Annotated in this window: 17 protein-coding genes; 11 read left to right on the forward strand and 6 right to left on the reverse strand. The window is 33.4% G+C overall.

Features of this window, described 5'->3' with window-relative positions:
• Positions 1-97 precede the first annotated feature (97 nt).
• The 6 genes from purH to rodA all read left to right on the forward strand — a co-directional run bounded on the left by purH (position 98) and on the right by rodA (position 7,365).
• Positions 98-1,624 (forward strand): bifunctional phosphoribosylaminoimidazolecarboxamide formyltransferase/IMP cyclohydrolase, encoded by a 1,527-nt coding sequence (purH, locus tag BLP44_RS00970; protein ID WP_091128350.1) that lies wholly within the window; start codon positions 98-100, stop codon positions 1,622-1,624.
• Positions 1,625-1,680: 56 nt separating this feature from the next.
• Positions 1,681-2,709, forward strand: coding sequence for a rod shape-determining protein (locus BLP44_RS00975; protein ID WP_008466528.1), 1,029 nt, complete (start codon positions 1,681-1,683; stop codon positions 2,707-2,709).
• A 111-nt stretch (positions 2,710-2,820) separates the two neighbouring features.
• Positions 2,821-3,645, forward strand: coding sequence for a rod shape-determining protein MreC (gene mreC / locus BLP44_RS00980; protein ID WP_008466526.1), 825 nt, complete (start codon positions 2,821-2,823; stop codon positions 3,643-3,645).
• Positions 3,638-4,144, forward strand: coding sequence for a hypothetical protein (locus tag BLP44_RS23100; protein WP_008466524.1), 507 nt, complete (start codon positions 3,638-3,640; stop codon positions 4,142-4,144). Before mreC ends, BLP44_RS23100 begins: the two co-directional genes overlap by 8 nt.
• Entirely contained in the window at positions 4,141-6,114 is a 1,974-nt protein-coding gene (mrdA, locus tag BLP44_RS00990; RefSeq protein WP_066032915.1) for a penicillin-binding protein 2, read from the forward strand. The genes BLP44_RS23100 and mrdA overlap by 4 nt, the downstream gene beginning before the upstream one ends.
• Before the next feature lie 15 nt (positions 6,115-6,129).
• The gene (rodA, locus tag BLP44_RS00995) at positions 6,130-7,365 is read left to right on the forward strand and encodes a rod shape-determining protein RodA (protein ID WP_008466520.1); all 1,236 of its coding nucleotides are present in this window, start codon (positions 6,130-6,132) and stop codon (positions 7,363-7,365) included.
• 260 nt (positions 7,366-7,625) lie between these two features.
• Here the strand turns inward: rodA and BLP44_RS01000 are convergent, their stop codons facing one another.
• The 6 genes from BLP44_RS01000 to xrtF form a co-directional block, all read right to left on the reverse strand.
• A complete protein-coding gene (locus tag BLP44_RS01000) occupies positions 7,626-8,306 on the reverse strand; it encodes a DedA family protein (protein ID WP_008466518.1) in 681 nt (226 codons plus the stop codon).
• 133 nt (positions 8,307-8,439) lie between these two features.
• Positions 8,440-8,781 carry a heavy-metal-associated domain-containing protein gene (locus BLP44_RS01005; protein ID WP_008466516.1) on the reverse strand — a complete coding sequence of 114 codons (342 nt, stop codon included), beginning with the start codon at positions 8,779-8,781 and terminating at the stop codon, positions 8,440-8,442.
• 30 nt (positions 8,782-8,811) lie between these two features.
• Positions 8,812-10,818 carry a TonB-dependent receptor plug domain-containing protein gene (locus BLP44_RS01010; RefSeq protein WP_091128353.1) on the reverse strand — a complete coding sequence of 669 codons (2,007 nt, stop codon included), beginning with the start codon at positions 10,816-10,818 and terminating at the stop codon, positions 8,812-8,814.
• 120 nt (positions 10,819-10,938) lie between these two features.
• Complete coding sequence (locus BLP44_RS01015; RefSeq protein WP_091128357.1) at positions 10,939-11,337, reverse strand: HYC_CC_PP family protein; 399 nt, start codon at positions 11,335-11,337, stop codon at positions 10,939-10,941.
• Positions 11,338-11,383: 46 nt separating this feature from the next.
• Positions 11,384-11,830, reverse strand: a complete 447-nt coding sequence (locus BLP44_RS01020; RefSeq protein ID WP_091129763.1) for an exosortase F system-associated membrane protein — start codon at positions 11,828-11,830, stop codon at positions 11,384-11,386.
• On the reverse strand, positions 11,820-12,356 hold the full coding sequence (gene xrtF, locus BLP44_RS01025; protein ID WP_066032919.1) for an exosortase family protein XrtF: 537 nt from the start codon (positions 12,354-12,356) through the stop codon (positions 11,820-11,822). Before xrtF ends, BLP44_RS01020 begins: the two co-directional genes overlap by 11 nt.
• A gap of 70 nt (positions 12,357-12,426) precedes the next feature.
• On the opposite strand from xrtF, the gene BLP44_RS01030 reads away from it, so the two are divergent.
• From BLP44_RS01030 to BLP44_RS01050, 5 genes are all read left to right on the forward strand, one after another.
• Entirely contained in the window at positions 12,427-12,882 is a 456-nt protein-coding gene (locus BLP44_RS01030; RefSeq protein WP_066032920.1) for a GAF domain-containing protein, read from the forward strand.
• Positions 12,883-12,913: 31 nt separating this feature from the next.
• Positions 12,914-13,609 (forward strand): toxin-antitoxin system YwqK family antitoxin, encoded by a 696-nt coding sequence (locus tag BLP44_RS01035; protein WP_091128359.1) that lies wholly within the window; start codon positions 12,914-12,916, stop codon positions 13,607-13,609.
• A 24-nt stretch (positions 13,610-13,633) separates the two neighbouring features.
• The gene (locus BLP44_RS01040) at positions 13,634-14,572 is read left to right on the forward strand and encodes an energy transducer TonB (protein ID WP_091128363.1); all 939 of its coding nucleotides are present in this window, start codon (positions 13,634-13,636) and stop codon (positions 14,570-14,572) included.
• Positions 14,573-14,734: 162 nt separating this feature from the next.
• Entirely contained in the window at positions 14,735-15,001 is a 267-nt protein-coding gene (gene rpsO, locus BLP44_RS01045; RefSeq protein WP_008466503.1) for a 30S ribosomal protein S15, read from the forward strand.
• 179 nt (positions 15,002-15,180) lie between these two features.
• On the forward strand, positions 15,181-17,325 hold the full coding sequence (locus BLP44_RS01050) for a polyribonucleotide nucleotidyltransferase (RefSeq protein ID WP_091128365.1): 2,145 nt from the start codon (positions 15,181-15,183) through the stop codon (positions 17,323-17,325).
• Positions 17,326-17,382 lie beyond the last annotated feature (57 nt).

Consider the following 17,382-nt stretch of genomic DNA (forward strand, 5'->3'; position numbering starts at 1 on the left):
CTCATCAGTAGATTTTTTTAGCATTTTGTTACACTAATTTTTTTTAATATAATATATAAAAAAACTACTTTTGCAGTCTCAAAATCATAACTACACAATGAGCACAACTAAAAAAATACAATCGGCATTAATTTCTGTTTTTTCTAAAGATGGATTAGAACCAATTGTTAGAAAATTACACGAGCAAAATGTAACACTTTATTCAACTGGAGGAACTGAAGATTTCATCAAAAACCTTGGCATTCCAGTAGTTCCTGTTGAAGACATTACTTCTTTCCCAGAAATTCTTGGCGGAAGAGTTAAAACTTTACACCCAAAAATTTTTGGTGGTATCTTGAATCGTCAAGACAACGAAAGCGACGTGCAGCAAATGAAGGAATTTGATATTCCTCAAATCGATTTAGTAATTGTTGATTTGTATCCTTTTGAAAAAACAGTTGCTTCTGGAGCTAGCGAACAAGATATTATTGAAAAAATTGATATCGGCGGTATTTCATTAATTCGTGCTGGTGCAAAAAATTTCAAAGACACTGTAATTGTTGCTTCTGTTAACGAGTACGGCTTACTTTTGGATTTGATTACTGAGCAAGACGGAGCAACAACTCTAGAAAACAGAAGATTGTTTGCTACTAAAGCATTTCATGTTTCATCTCACTACGATGGAGCTATTTTTAATTATTTCAATACAGACGAGACTATTTACAAAGAAAGCATTGCAAATGGTCAAGTTTTAAGATATGGTGAAAATCCTCACCAAAAAGGATTCTTCTTTGGAGATTTTGATGCGATGTTCAAAAAACTTCACGGAAAAGAATTGTCATACAACAACTTATTAGATGTTGATGCTGCGGTAAATTTAATTGCTGAATTTAAGAATGACGGACCTACGTTCGCCATTTTAAAACATAACAACGCTTGCGGATTGGCTTCAAGAAAAACGATCAGCGAAGCTTATTTAGCAGCTTTGGCTTGTGATCCTACTTCAGCTTTTGGAGGAGTGTTAATTTCTAATACAAAAATTGATTTGGAAACTGCACAGGAAATCAACAAACTATTCTGCGAAGTTGTAATCGCTCCAGCGTATGATGATGAGGCAGTTACAGTTTTACAAGAGAAGAAAAACAGAATCATATTAGTACAAAACGACGTTGAATTACCAGCTCGTCAAGTAAGAACTTGTCTTAACGGATTGTTAATTCAGGACAGAAATAATATTACGGATAATAAAGAGCATTTAAAAACCGTTACCATTACAGAACCTAATGCTCAAGAAATCGAAGATTTGATCTTTGCTTCTAAAATCTGCAAGAATACAAAATCAAACACAATTGTATTTGCTAAAAACGGAACATTGATTTCATCAGGTACGGGTCAGACTTCAAGAGTTGACGCTTTAATTCAAGCAGTTGACAAAGCAAAAGCTTTTGGATTTGATCTAAATGGAGCTTCGATGGCAAGTGATGCATTTTTCCCATTTCCGGATTGTGTAGAATTAGCTAAAAAAGCAGGAATAACTGCTGTAATTCAGCCAGGAGGTTCGATAAAAGACGAATTAAGTATAAATTATTGCAATGAAAATAATCTTGCAATGGTATTTACAGGAACTCGTCATTTTAAACATTAATTTGTTTAACTTTGTTCGATAAATAATTTATAACATTTTAAACCCCTAAAAAACTTATGGGATTTTTTGATTTCATGACCGAGGATATTGCGATAGACCTTGGAACCGCAAACACTTTAATCATTCATAATGATAAAGTTGTCATTGATAGTCCATCTATCGTTGCACGTGATAGAGTATCAGGCAAAATCATTGCTGTTGGTAAAGAAGCCAACATGATGCAAGGTAAAACACATGAAAACATCAAAACTATAAGGCCTTTGAAAGATGGTGTAATCGCTGATTTTGATGCTTCGGAAAAAATGATCAATATGTTCATTAAAAGTATTCCTGCATTGAAAAAAAGAATGTTTACTCCAGCTTTACGTATGGTTGTATGTATTCCTTCTGGTATTACTGAAGTGGAGATGAGAGCGGTGAAGGAATCTTGTGAGAGAGTAAACGGAAAAGAAGTTTATTTGATTCATGAACCAATGGCGGCGGCAATTGGTATTGGTATTGACATTATGCAACCAAAAGGAAACATGATTGTAGATATCGGAGGTGGTACAACAGAAATTGCTGTTATCGCTTTGGGCGGAATTGTATGTGACAAATCTGTAAAAATCGCAGGTGACGTTTTCACAAACGATATCGTGTATTACATGCGTACACAGCACAACTTATTTGTTGGAGAAAGTACTGCTGAAAAAATTAAAATTCAAATTGGTGCGGCTATCGAAGATTTAGATGGTCCGCCAGAAGACATGTCAGTTCAAGGTAGAGATTTGCTTACTGGTAAACCAAAACAAGTAGATGTTTCTTACCGTGAAATTGCAAAAGCATTAGACAAATCTATTCAGCGTATTGAAGATGCGGTAATGGAAACATTATCTCAGACTCCTCCTGAGTTAGCAGCAGACATCTACAATACGGGTATCTATTTAGCTGGTGGAGGATCTATGTTAAGAGGTCTTGACAAACGTATATCTCAAAAAACAGATTTGCCAGTTTATATTGCTGAAGATCCTTTGAGAGCTGTTGTTCGCGGTACAGGAATGGCTCTTAAAAACATTGCAAAATTCAAAAGCATCTTAATCAAATAAGATTCAAAATAACAATCAATTTACTTTTATAAGGGTCAAATTTCTATTATTTGACCCTTGTAAAAACTGAAACCTTTAAGCATATCCTGAAACAAAATAACCAGACAAGAAATGCAGCAAATATTTAATTTCATTATAAGAAACAGTAATCGATTGCTGTTTTTGCTGCTTTTAGGTATTTCGTTAGGACTCACGATTCAATCCCATTCTTACCACAGAAGCAAAATAATCAGCTCTGCAAATTTCTTAAGCGGAGGTGTTTATGAAAAAATCAATCGTGTTAATGAATACATGAATTTAAGAGCTGAAAACGACGAACTTGTACTTGAGAACGCAAGATTAAAAAGTCTTTTATTCAACAAAGAAGACACATCTAAAATACCTTTACCTGACACTATTAAAGGGGTAAAACCTGCTGATATCATTGTATCAAAAGTAATTCATAACACATACAGTACACACGAAAACTTCCTTACTTTAAATTCTGGATCTAACGAAGGCGTTAAACCAGATATGGGAGTAATAAATAGTTTGGGGATTGTGGGTGTTATAGATGATACATCTCCAAGATATTCTACTGTTGTGAGCATTCTGAACATGAAATCTAGAATTAATGCCAAGTTAAAAAAATCAAACCATTTTGGTTCTTTAACATGGGATGGAAAAAGCACAGGATTCGTGCAGCTAAGAGATGTTCCGAGGCTAGCTTCAGTTAAAAAAGGAGATACCATTGTAACAGGAGGACAATCAGTGATTTTCCCTGAAGGAATCAATATTGGTACTGTTGAAACGGTTTATAAAGAAGAACAAACCAGTTTTTATGTTATAAAAGTTAAGCTATTTAACGACATGACAAACTTAGGGCACGTCTATATTATCAAAAGCAAAGACAGAGAGGAACTTATTAATTTAGAAAACAAAGAAAAAAATGAATAGCGCTCTGTTAGTCAATATTTTTCGATTTATTATGTTACTGGCAATTCAGATTGTTATCTTCAACAATATGAATTTCTTAGGATATATAAGTCCGTTCCCTTATATCTTGTATATTATTCTTTACCCAGTAAACAGCAATAAAGCTGGATTAATTATTTCAAGCTTTTTCTTAGGTCTGATCATGGATATGTTCTGTAACTCTGGCGGAATACACGCCACTGCTTGTGTTATTTTAGCCTATTACAGACCTTACATTTTTAAATTTTCTTTTGGTTTAAGTTATGAATATCAAACTATTAAACTAAACGAATCTTTAACACCCGAACGATTTTCATTCATATTGGTTTCGGTCTTAATGCATCACATTGTACTATTTGTTCTGGAAGCATTTCAATTCAAATTTATCTGGGACATTTTGCTCCGAACCTTATTTAGTTCTATCTTTACTATAATCACCTCAATAATAATAATTTATCTTATTAAGCCCAATAAACGATGAGAAAAGTCTTGCTGCCCACTATAATTATTATTGCAGCGTCTTTGCTAGTGATTAGGATTTTTTACCTGCAGATTATTGATGATTCTTTTAAGCTGAAATCAGAAAATAATGCAATAAAAAAAGTATATGACTACCCTGAAAGAGGTTATATTTATGATCGTAACGGAAAACTTCTGGTTGCGAATCAGGCTTCTTATGACATCATGGTTATTCCAAGAGACATAAAAAAAGACCTAAATATTGCCGAATTTTGTGCTCTTCTGAATATTACACAAGAGGAATACCATAAGCGTATTGAAAAAGCAAAAGTTTACAGTCCAAGACTTCCTTCTGTTTTTTTATCACAGCTGAATAAAAATGAATTTGCTGCTTTTCAGGAAAAAATCAGAAAATATGATGGTTTTTATTTTCAGAAAAGATCACTTCGCGATTATGAGGTTGATTACGGTGCCAATATATTTGGTTTTATAACTCAAGTAAATGAAAAACAAATTGCTAAAAATCCTTACTATAACAGTGGAGATTTAATTGGAAAGCAAGGTGTAGAAGAAAGCTATGAAGAAATTTTACGCGGTATAAAGGGAGTAAAATATATTCAAAAAGACAAATACAACCGAGAAATTGGTCCTTATAAAGAAGGAAAATACGATACCATCGCCGTTGCTGGAGAAGACATTAATTTAACGATCGATGCTGAACTTCAAAAATATGGAGAAGAATTAATGATTAATAAACGAGGAGGAATTGTTGCTATTGAACCTAAATCTGGAGAAATTCTAGCATTGGTTACCGCTCCTTCTTATGATCCAGGTATTTTAGTAGGACGTCAGAGATCTAAAAATTATACACTTTTATATCACGATTCTATTGCAAAACCTTTATACGACAGAGGACTTTTAGCAGAGTATCCTCCAGGTTCTCCATTCAAAATCCTGACTGGTTTAGTTGCACTTCAAGAAGGTGTAGTAAATGAGCAGACTACTTTTATGTGTCATCACGGATTTAGTTATGGTGGAGGACGTTTTATGAAGTGTCACGGTTTTGGGCCACACCAATTACATAATGGAATTTACAATTCTTGCAATACCTATTTTGGACAAGCCTATATGCTTACCATCAACAAGTACAAAGACCCTGGCCACGCTGTTGATGTTTGGAGCAGCCATGTAAAAAGTTTTGGATTAGGCCAGTTCATGGGTTATGATTTGCCAACTGGTAAAAGGGGAAATATCCCAACTTCAAAAACGTATAAAAGAATTTATCCTAACGGAGGTTGGAGAAGCTCTACTATTGTATCAAATGCAATTGGACAGGGAGAGGTTTTAATGACGCCTATTCAATTGGCAAATATGATGGCTACAGTTGCTAATCAAGGATATTATTACACACCTCACATCATTAAAAAAATTGAGGGAGAAAAAATAGACGAAAAGTTCACTACAAAACACGTGACCACGATTGATCAAAAATATTTCCCGCCAGTCATCAGCGGATTATTTGATGTATATAATAAAGGTACAGCTTATGCTCTTAGAGTTGAAGGAATAGATATTTGTGGGAAAACAGGTACTGCTGAGAACTTTGCCAAAATAAACGGCAAAAGAACACAGCTTAAAGACCACTCTATATTTGTTGCTTTTGCCCCAAAAGACAATCCAAAAATTGCTATCGCCGTTATGATTGAAAATGGAGGTTTCGGAGCAACAGTTGCAGGTCCGATTGCGAGTTTAATGATTGAGAAATATCTAAGAAAGAAAATTACAAGAACCGATCTAGAAGTAAGAGTATTAAACAAAAGCTTACTTTCAGAATATGCTAAAGTAGGCGGAATAAGCGATGCTCTTAAAATCGAATCTGTTCCAAAAGATTCTGTTTTGCAAGCAAAAATTGTAAAACCAAAAGCACCGGCCGCAACAGCGCCAAAAACTGAAGTTAAAAAAACAGCCGTAGACACAACAAAGAAAAACTAAGAAAGATTATTTCAAATGAAAAATCAAAGTGTAAAAAATAATATTGATTGGATAAGTGTCTTTATCTACATTGCGCTGGTAACTTTAGGTTGGCTTAATATTTACTCGTCTTCTTTGTTATCTACCGATGGAACGTATCAAAAACAACTTATTTTTATCTGTTGTACTATTCCATTGATATTTGTTGTGCTTTTTGTTGATGGTAAATTTTACGAAAAATATGCAAGTATCATCTTTGGAGTTTCCTTATTGTCTCTTGCAGGATTATTCCTTTTCGGGAAAACTATAGCAGGACAGCGTTGCTGGTATGCCATTGGAAGCTTCACTTTACAGCCATCTGAGTTTGCAAAAGCTGCAACTTCTCTTGCATTAGCCAAATACTTGAGTGACACTCAAATTAACTTAAAAGAAACTAACAGACAAATCCAAGCTTTGGCCATTATGCTATTGCCCGTAATATTGATTTTACCACAACCAGATCCTGGAAGTGCTTTAATTTATAGTGCGTTCATACTTGTTTTATATAGAGAAGGTTTGCCCTCTTGGTATGTTTGGACAGCATTTATAACCATTGTTCTTTTCGTTCTCACTTTAGTTTTAGAACCATATGCGGTAATTGCAATGGCTTTTGTTGTGTTAGCAATTATACACTTTAAAGGAAGAGTCGTAGATAGAAATATCATTTTGAGCGGTATCTTATTAGTTCTAATCTCAGGATTTGTTTTCTCTGTTGATTATGTATTTGACAATGTTTTTAAACAACACCACAGAGACCGTTTCAATATTTTATTAGGCAAAACTGTAGATATGAAAGGTATTGGATACAATACCAACCAATCTGAAATTGCAATTGGTTCTGGGGGATGGCTTGGAAAAGGTTTTCTTGAAGGCACGCAAACCAAAGGAGGATTTGTACCAGAGCAACACACCGATTATATCTTTACCACTGTTGGTGAAGAATGGGGTTTTGTAGGTTCATTGGTCGTTATTTTACTTTTCACAGGCCTGCTTCTTAGAATTATTTATTTAGCAGAAAGACAGAAAACAAAATTCAGCCGTGTATACGGATATTGTGTTGCCGCAATTCTCTTTATCCATTTCTTTGTTAACATTGCGATGGTAATTGGAATTTTCCCAACAATCGGGGTTCCTCTACCCTTCTTTTCATATGGAGGTTCTGGACTCTGGGGATTCACTATTTTATTGTTTATTTTCCTTAAAATGGATGCCAATAAGGTGAATGAATGGTAGAATACAAATATTCTCCATCCTTAAATTTCCAAATCCAATTAAAGATATCTTTTAATTAACCTATAATTTAAAAGCTGTAATTAAGTTTAAAAAAACTAATTACAGCTTTTTGATTTTATATTTTGCTTTATTGTTTCTTTTAATGCTGAAGAAATTATACTATCTATACAATTAGAAATATTATTGGCAATAAGCTTTAATAACAAAGCATAAAAAAATCCGAAGCTGAAAAACTTCGGATTTTTTTGTTTTTTATTTGATTATATCTCTTCGTGCGGTCTCTTTTTCAAAAGTTTCAGCAGAACTGGGAATGTTGAAATAATGATGATTATAATAATGATATATTCAATGTGTTTCTTCAAATCTATGCCTTGTTTTAAGAAAACGCCGTATAAATAATGTCCAGCGAAAATTAAAATAAACGACCAAAGAAAAGAACTTAGAATATTATAAAACATAAATTTCTTTTTGTCCATCGAAACGATTCCGGCAACAATTGGGGCAAACGTTCTAAAAATTGGTAAGAAACGAGCATAAATAATTGCTTTACCCCCATATTTTTCAAAAAAATCTTTTGATTGAAGCAAGTACTTTTTCTTAAACCAGAATGTATCTTCTTTTTTGAATAAATAATAACCACTTTTTGCACCAAACCAATAACCAGTCATATTCCCTAAAACTCCCATTACAGCAACTGCTGTAGCAAGCAGAAATACATTTATAAAGTCATTTGGGATGTAAGCTACATTTTCAATTAGATCACGACTGTAAATACCTGCTAAGAAAAGTAAACTATCTCCAGGCAGAAAAAAGCCTGCAAAAAGTCCTGTCTCAGCAAAAACTATAAACAGAACGATAAACAACCCAATCTGAAAACCTCCGACGCTTAAAGTAATATAAAATTCAGGGTTTAGTAACTGAGTCCATTCAAAATTATTCATAAATGTGATTGGTTATTTTTTATAGTTCGTGAAAGTAACAATAATTTACCTTAACCACAATAAAATGCGGTATTTTAAACATAAATTAACTATTAAAAAAAGCCCAAACTAATTGTTTGGGCTCCTCTATTTCTTATTCTCTTACATACTTGCAACAGCTGTGAAGGTTTTCATAATCTTCGGTTGTTGCTTTAACTTCCTTAGTATCATGACCCGCCTTTGCAATTGCTTTATTCAAATCTGCAGGAGAACATTTCTCTTCGTTTAAAATAACCGAAAGCTGATGAGAGCTTACATCCCAGCTTGCTGTTTTTACTCCTGGAACACCGTAAGCCGCTTTTTCAATTCGCTTCTTACATTGTTCACAGTTACCGTTTACTTCTGTTGTGTACTTTAAATTCTTATTTTTTTTAGTTTGAGCCTGAGCTGAAAAACCTAAAAAAACCATCATTGCGATTAAAACTATTTTATTCATTGTATTTAATTTTATTATTTATTGAAATTGTTATTTAATTTTAAATCTAAGCCCTGCATAATACATCTGTCCGAAAATTGGAGCATATGCAATAGACGCATCAAAATTAGGTCCAAAAGGATCATTTGCCCCTAAAATTGCTTTTTCTTGTCTATAATTTCCAATATTTTCTCCCCCAACATACACTTCAAAAACTGGAGAAAAAACTCGGGTCACTTGCGCATTCATTACAGCATAAGCAGGTGAAAAATCAGGAAACTGATCTTCTACAGGATTTGAAGCTGTATAAGGCAATTGTTGTTTTCCTGACCAATTATAAGTAAAATCAAACCTCCATTGCTTGTCATTATTCATCGTTGTTTCATATTCTAAATTTCCTAAGAAACGATGTTTTGCCTGAAGCGGGCGTTGGAAAGTTCCTCTTAGATAATCGGTTTGAATGTCATGATATTTATAAGCTGTTCTTAAATTCAAATTATGGATTAATTCGTAATTGAACTCAACCTGAAGACTGTTTGCAAAAGAACTTCCTTTCAAATCATAAAACAACACTTGCTGCGGACTTTGCATCACATCTACAATGGCCTGATTTTGGAAATCTGTTCTATAAAGATCAAAGCCGGCATCGGCATTTCTGTTGAAAAGACGGAATTTCTGAGAAAAACTCACTCCATAATTCCATGCAATTTCTGGGTTTAAGCCGTATACTTTTCCGTTGGAATCTAAAATTGAAAAAGTTCTAGAACTAGCAAAAAGCTGTTGATTTTCAGCAAAAATGTTTGCAGAACGTTTTCCTCTTCCAGCAGAAAAACGAATTACACCATTTTTCCATGGATTATATCTCATGTGCAACCTTGGTGTAACAAAAACTCCCAATCGATTATGGTTATCAACTCTTCCGCCTAAAATCAGACTAAAATTATCTGTATTATCATAAGTATATTCAAAGAAAGCACCAACCGAGTTATCAATTCTGCTGACATCTGCTAAGTTTACAAATTCCTGATATTGGTCATAAGTAAAATTCAGACCAGTTGAAAATTTATGCATCGTATTATTGATAATCGAATTGAAAATCAAATTAGAATAAAAACTATTCTGTTTAATATCATATTGATTTAAACCATAATAAGAGTCTTGTTTATGGCTATTAAAAGCATTTTGAAAACCAATACTTTGATATGGCATATCCTTAAATACATATCCAATTTTTGTCGAAACATCAAAGCGTTCAGTATTAATTTCTGAACCCCAATAATTGGTTGTGCCACGATCACGATCTTTATCAAAATTTACTTCTCCGGTTTGTTTTTTATCATTCATATATCTGAAATTGATAAAACTCACCAAACCACTTTCTGGATTATAATATTGATAACGGTTTAAAACATTGATTTGTTTTCCTAACGGATTATCGAGAAAACCGTCTTTGTTCATATCGTTTTTGGCTACACGCGCATTTCCGTGAACAAATAAGCTAGTCGCCCATTTGTCTGATAATTTTTTATTGAAATGGGTGTTTAATTCAAAACGAGAATCTGTCGATCCGTAAGCATTCAAGAAGAAAGGAATATCATTTAATGGCTTTAAAAGCTCTGTATTAATCTGGCCAGAAATGCTTTCGTAACCATTTATAACGCTTCCCGCTCCTTTCGTAATTTGGACACTTTCAATCCAAGTTCCAGGCGTAAAGGATAAACCATAGGCTTGAGACGCTCCTCGAACAGATGGAATATTTTCTTCTGTAATCATTAAATATGGACTAGTCAGACCCAGCATTTTAATTTGCTTAGTGCCTGTTAAAGCATCAGAAAAATTAACATCGATTGACGGATTGGTTTCAAAACTTTCAGCCAAATTACAACAAGCTGCTTTAAGTAATTCTTTGCTGGTAATTACAGAAGTGTTGGCTGTTACTGTAAAGGATTTTTTAATTCCTTTTTGCTTTTTAGTGATTTTTACTTCTTGAAGATCTTCCTGTGAAAAAGCAGAAAAAGAAAGCAAAATCATTGCAAAAAGCATTATATTTTTTTGCATAAAAAATTGATTTTAATGTTGAAATAGAATTACATTCTTGATGTTTTTGCAAAAACAAAAACTATCAAAATGTAAATACAAAGCCTTGATTAGGACTCGCATTGCATCTTAACATTAAAATCAGGAATAGAAAATATACTGATGGTATAATTTAAATAAAGGAGGTGCATTCGCATCAGCATAATACGAAAGAACTTCTTTCTTTTTAAAAGTTGGAACTTCTAAAAAGACTAGAGGTTTATAATCTTGTGCAACTGCTGGGAAAGCAAATTGAAAAAAGAAAAATTTGATAGTTGCGTTGTCTGATTTCTTTTCGAAATGAACAACTTTATCTTTGCAGCAAGAATTCTTTTTCTCTTTAGAACCACAACATTTCTTCTCAAGAACAGGTTCTGCTGTAGTTTTTAAAGAAACCGAAGCAATTTCTCCACCACAATAGTGCACATCAAAAGCAAACCCTATATTGGAAATCAATAGAAGGAGCGCTAAAAACAGACCTGTGCACTTTTTCAAATTCATACTGCAAAGCTATTTAAAAACTCTCGAAAAAAAACTAAAACAAATGTTATTTTTTAGTTTTTTGAAGCTGATAATAAAATCCCGGAATAAATAATAATATCAAAATAGGCTGAATTAAAAATCGCCTAACATAAAACAGAAGCCAGCTGCCATCTGGAAAATATTCGAGTATGATGTAAAACATCAATAGAAAAACAACTAAAAACACACTATAAATCAGAAGACTAAATTTAAGAATATCACGATCGTGAAATAAAGCGTAAATCAAAGCCAAAGACAAAATTGAATTTAAAAAATAACGAAAAAAAAGTCCCGCAAAAAGCTTAAGATTCTCTACTGGCGGATAAGGAATAGACTGAAAATCGGCATTAAAATATACCGAAAAAGGATCATAAAACAGTTTTCGCTCAAATGTTCTTATCAAAGCAAAACCTATTACTACAGCAATTGCCGCAAAGATTTTAAATTTCTTCTCTTTTAATTTACTTAGCATACTTTGAAAATCTATTAATCCAGAAAATCCATAAAACAAAAACATATCCGTAAATCATCAAAGGAAAAAATGTTCCATGCAGGAAATGGCTATATTGCGGAAATTGATAGATAAGCACTATCAAAAGTGAAATCCTAATAACATTCAGGATATAAATAGATATTAGTCCAAAGAATATAAATAATAATGTCTTTTTTAAATTTCCTGAAAAAGCAGCCACAAAAGACACAAAAAGAATCATTACACTTACAGCATTACATCCTTCAACTATTCTCGCTATAAATCTTCCGTTTAAAATAATCTCTTGCCAAGGATTTTGCGAGCTTTTCTGAATAATTGCGTCATAGTTTAAGAGCCTTAACAATTGCTCTGAGTTTCTTCCAGAAACCATCGTTATAGCATCAAGATCTTCTGCTTGATAACTATTTAAATAAAATTTGTAAAGCAATGTAAGGACAATATATGTCAGAAAAAAAATGCTTATAAAAATCAGAAATGGCTTAAACTGTACTAAATATTTTTTCAAGAGATTTTTTTTTCAAATTTATATATTTTTTGAGTTCAGCTTTAAATACTTTTGTATAAAATTTAATATCATGACATTTCAAGAATTACAACCACAAATAAGCAGTATTATTACTGACAGTCAAAAAAATAGAGACGAAAAATTATTAGCAGTCTGCAAACTTTTAAACGAAAATGTAGAATATTACAACTGGGTTGGTTTTTATTTTGCAAATCACGACACTAAAACTTTACATTTAGGCCCTTACGTTGGTGCAGAAACAGATCACACTGTTATTCCGTTTGGAAAAGGAATTTGTGGTCAGGTTGCCGAAAGCAATGCCAATTTTGTAGTGCCAGATGTTAAAGCTCAAGACAATTATATTGCCTGCAGTTTAACAGTTAAGTCTGAAATCGTAGTGCCACTTTTTGTTAATGGAGTAAATATTGGCCAAATCGACATTGACAGCCATGTAATTGATCCGTTTACAGAAGCTGACGAAAGATTTTTAGAATTTGTAAATCAAGAAGTTGCTAAATTATTCTAGAAGAACTATTTTTAAGATAAAAATAGACTGAATGAAAAGAAACATCTTACTCATATTGCTTCTGATAATTTCAGTTAATCTGTCTGCGCAAATTAGCATGATGTCTAAAAAAATCTTTTTAGACTCCTTAAATCGTGAATGTACACCCGAAAATCATGCTTACACAAGAGTAATTACCAATTATTCTCAGAAAAGCACCCGTTATGTTGTGACTGACTTCTACAAAAATGGAAGAAAGAAAATGACGGGATCGACCTTAGATCGAGATGTTCTAAAAAAAGACGGGGAATTTATTTACTATTATAAAAATGGTGCAAAAGAATCTGTTATAAATTATTCTGAAGACCATAAAGCTGGCAAAGAAATTAGCTGGTACGAAGATCAGAGTAAAAAATGCGAAAAACAGAACATTTGGGATCCGAAAACAAAAAAGCTCCAGACTTTGATTCTAAATTGCTGGGATATAAATAAAAATCAAACCGTTACGAATGGAAATGGAGATTACGAAGAAACAGACCAGTTTGTTACTCAAAAAGGAACAGTCAAAGGCGGATTGAAACAAGGTTACTGGGAAGGGAATGACATTTTACGAAAGATTACGTTTGTTGACAATTATGATCAAGGAGTTTTAATTTCGGGCGTAAGTACTGATGCAAACAATGTCAAATTTTCTTATTCGTCTTTGAGCGAAAAGCAATCTGGTAAAAAAGCTTTAAAATCAAAATAATAACTATACCAACTATCAACTTTTATGAAAAAAAACTTTCTATTTTTTTTACTTTTTCCGATGTGGATCTTTTCACAAAGCACTTTAGATAAAATCGTATATTTTGATTCAATTGGAAAAGATGCTTCTAAAGAAAATCACATTTCTTACCGAATAATTAAAGATTATTACACTGAGAAGGATTTATATCAAGTAAAGGATTATTATAAGTCCGGTGCGTTAAAAATGGAAGGAAATTCTAAAACCAAAGACGGATATTCAAAAGAAGGCGAATATATTTATTATTTTGAAAATGGACAGAAAAAAAGAACTGAAAACTACCTTAAATCAAGATTAAATGGAAGCTTCTCAGAATGGTATGAAAATGGGAATCCACGAATTAGGGGCGAGTATTTGGAATCTGAAAAAGGATTTGGTTCGGACATGAAAATCTTTGATTTTTGGAATTCTAAAAATGAACATACCGTAGAAAAGGGAAATGGTTATTTTGAAGAAGATTGGGGGACCTCTTCGGCAAAAGGAAATTTAAACAAAGGATTTAAGGACGGAGAATGGAAAGGAATTAACGAAATCACCAAGTGCCAATACACTGAATTTTATAAAAATGGAAAGTTTATTTCTGGAAAAAGCATTAATTCCAATGGAAAAGAGTTAGAATATGATGCTTTGGAACTTAAACCATTACCTCAAAAAGGAATTAACGATTTTTATAAATATATTGGTGATCATTTTGTAAAAACGAAGGAAGCTATTGCAAATAAAATAGGCGGAAGATTGGTTATTCAGTTTATAATTGATAAAGAAGGGAAAATCATTGAGCCTAAAGTTCTCAGATCCTTAGGATATGGCCTTGATGAAGAGGCTATAAAAGTAATCACTAGTTATGAAAACTGGATTCCTGGAAAACAGAGGGGAGTACCTGTGAGAGTATTATATGCTATACCTCTTACAGTGCCAAATTAGCAAAATAATTAGGATAGGAAATTATTCAAAAAATAAAAATCATTATTCTATTTTAAGATTCTTTTATTTTTGTTTGATTCTTTTGTTTTTTTAATCTAATTTTGCACCCGTCTTACAAAAGTTGTATTGACATACATAAAAATCATTTAAAACAATATTGGAATGTATTTAACTAAAGAAAAGAAAGAAGAAATCTTCGCACAACACGGTGGTGCAACAAACACAGGAAGTGCAGAAGGTCAAATCGCGTTGTTCACTTACAGAATTTCTCACTTAACTGAACACTTGAAAAAAAATCGTCACGATTACAACACTGAGCGTTCTCTTGTACTATTAGTAGGTAAAAGAAGAGCTTTGTTGGACTACTTGAAAAAGAAAGATATCAACAGATATCGTGAGATTATCAAAGTATTGAATATCAGAAAATAATCAATATAGAAAAGAGGTGCGAGAGTGCCTCTTTTTGTTTTTACATTACAGCTGTTTATAATAAGCATATTACAAGAAAAAAAGTTTGGTTTTTCATTGGGTTTTAGATAACAACAACTACACACAACAACAACTACAACACAACTAAAACCCATTGTATAATCAAAAAGGAAAAATTTATGATTCCACAAGTTTCACAAGAAATTATCGATTTAGGAGATGGAAGAAGCATCTCAATCGAAACTGGTAAATTAGCAAAACAAGCCGATGGTTCAGTTGTTGTACGTTTAGGAAACTGTATGCTTTTAGCAACTGCAGTTTCCGCAAGAACATCTAACCCAGGTGTTGACTTTTTACCATTAACGGTAGATTACCGTGAAAAATTTGCTGCTGCAGGACGTTTCCCAGGAGGATTTTTCAAAAGAGAAGCTAGACCTAGCGACAGCGAAGTATTAACAATGAGATTAGTAGACCGTGTATTACGTCCGCTTTTCCCAGATGATTACCATGCCGAAACTCAGGTTATGATTCAATTAATGTCTCATGATGATAATGTTATGCCAGATGCATTAGCTGGTTTAGCAGCATCTGCAGCATTAGCTGTTTCTGACATTCCATTTTACAACTTAATTTCTGAAGTGCGTGTTGCTCGTATCGACGGAAAGTTAGTAATCAACCCAAGCCGAGAAGAATTAGAAAAATCTGATATCGATATGATGATTGGAGCTTCTATGGATTCTGTTGCCATGGTTGAAGGTGAGATGAAAGAAATTTCAGAAGCTGAAATGGTTGAAGCAATTAAATTTGCACACGAAGCTATTAAAGTCCAAATTGTTGCTCAACAAAAATTGAGAGCAAAATTAAGCTCTCAAGAATACAGAACTTATGAAGGTGAAGTTGAAGACGAAGCTGTTTACGCAAAAGTAAAAGCTGCCGCTTACGATAAATGCTATGCAATTGCACAAGAAGCTTCTGGAAAAGCAGAAAGAGGTGAAAAATTTGCAGCTGTAAAAGAAGAAGCAAAAGCTTTATTTACTGAAGAAGAATACGCTGAAAATGCAGATCTTGCTGGTTTAGTTGGAAAATATTTCTACAAAACAAATAAAGAAGCTGTTCGTAATGTAATTCTTGAAAAAGGAATTCGTCTAGACGGTAGAAAAACAACAGAAATCAGACCAATTTGGTGTGAGACTGATTATTTGCCATCTGTGCATGGATCTTCTTTATTTACACGTGGAGAAACTCAAGCTTTGGCAACGGTAACTTTAGGAACTTCCAAAGAAGCTAACCAAATCGATTCTCCATCTGAACAAGGCGAAGAGAAATTCTACTTACACTATAACTTCCCTCCTTTCTCTACTGGTGAAGCAAAACCACTAAGAGGAACTTCAAGAAGAGAAGTTGGTCACGGTAACTTAGCTCAAAGAGCTCTTAAAAATATGATTCCTGCAGATTGTCCTTATACAATTCGTGTTGTTTCAGAGGTATTAGAGTCTAACGGTTCTTCTTCTATGGCAACAGTTTGCGCTGGAACAATGGCTCTTATGGATGCTGGAGTTCAAATGACAAAACCAGTTTCTGGTATTGCTATGGGATTAATCACTGACGGTGAAAAATTTGCTGTATTGTCTGATATCTTAGGAGATGAGGATCACTTAGGAGATATGGACTTTAAAGTAACTGGAACTGCTGATGGTATTACGGCTTGCCAAATGGATATCAAAATCGAAGGATTACGTTATGATATCATGGAACAAGCTTTAGCACAAGCTCGTGATGGACGTTTACATATTTTAGGAAAATTAACTGAAACTATTGCAACTCCAAGACCAGAAGTTAAAGATCATGCACCAAAAATCATCACTAGAACTATTCCTGGAAACTTTATTGGAGCGTTAATCGGACCTGGAGGAAAAGTAATTCAAGAATTACAAAAAGCTACAGGAACTACTATTGTAATCAACGAAGTTGACGAGCAAGGGGTTGTTGAAATCTTAGGAACTGATCCAGAAGGAATCAAAACAGTATTGGCTAAAATTGATGCCCTAACCTTCAAACCTCAAGTTGGAGAAGCATACGAAGTGAAGGTAATTAAAATGCTTGATTTTGGAGCTGTAGTTGAATATACTGCTGCACCTGGAAATGAAGTATTGCTTCACGTATCTGAGCTAGCTTGGGAACGTACAGAAAATGTTGCCGACGTAGTCAAAATGGGCGATGTTTTCCAAGTGAAATACTTAGGAGTTGATCCTAAAACTAAAAAAGAAAAAGTGTCTAAAAAAGCACTTGTTCCAAGACCTCCGCGTGAGGAGAAAAAAGAGTAATCAGATCTTAGTTTACTAAAGGTTTATTTATAGAAAACCCCAATTCTTTATTGAATT

The sequence above is a fragment of the Flavobacterium anhuiense genome (assembly GCF_900101855.1).
Lineage (GTDB): Bacteria > Bacteroidota > Bacteroidia > Flavobacteriales > Flavobacteriaceae > Flavobacterium > Flavobacterium anhuiense.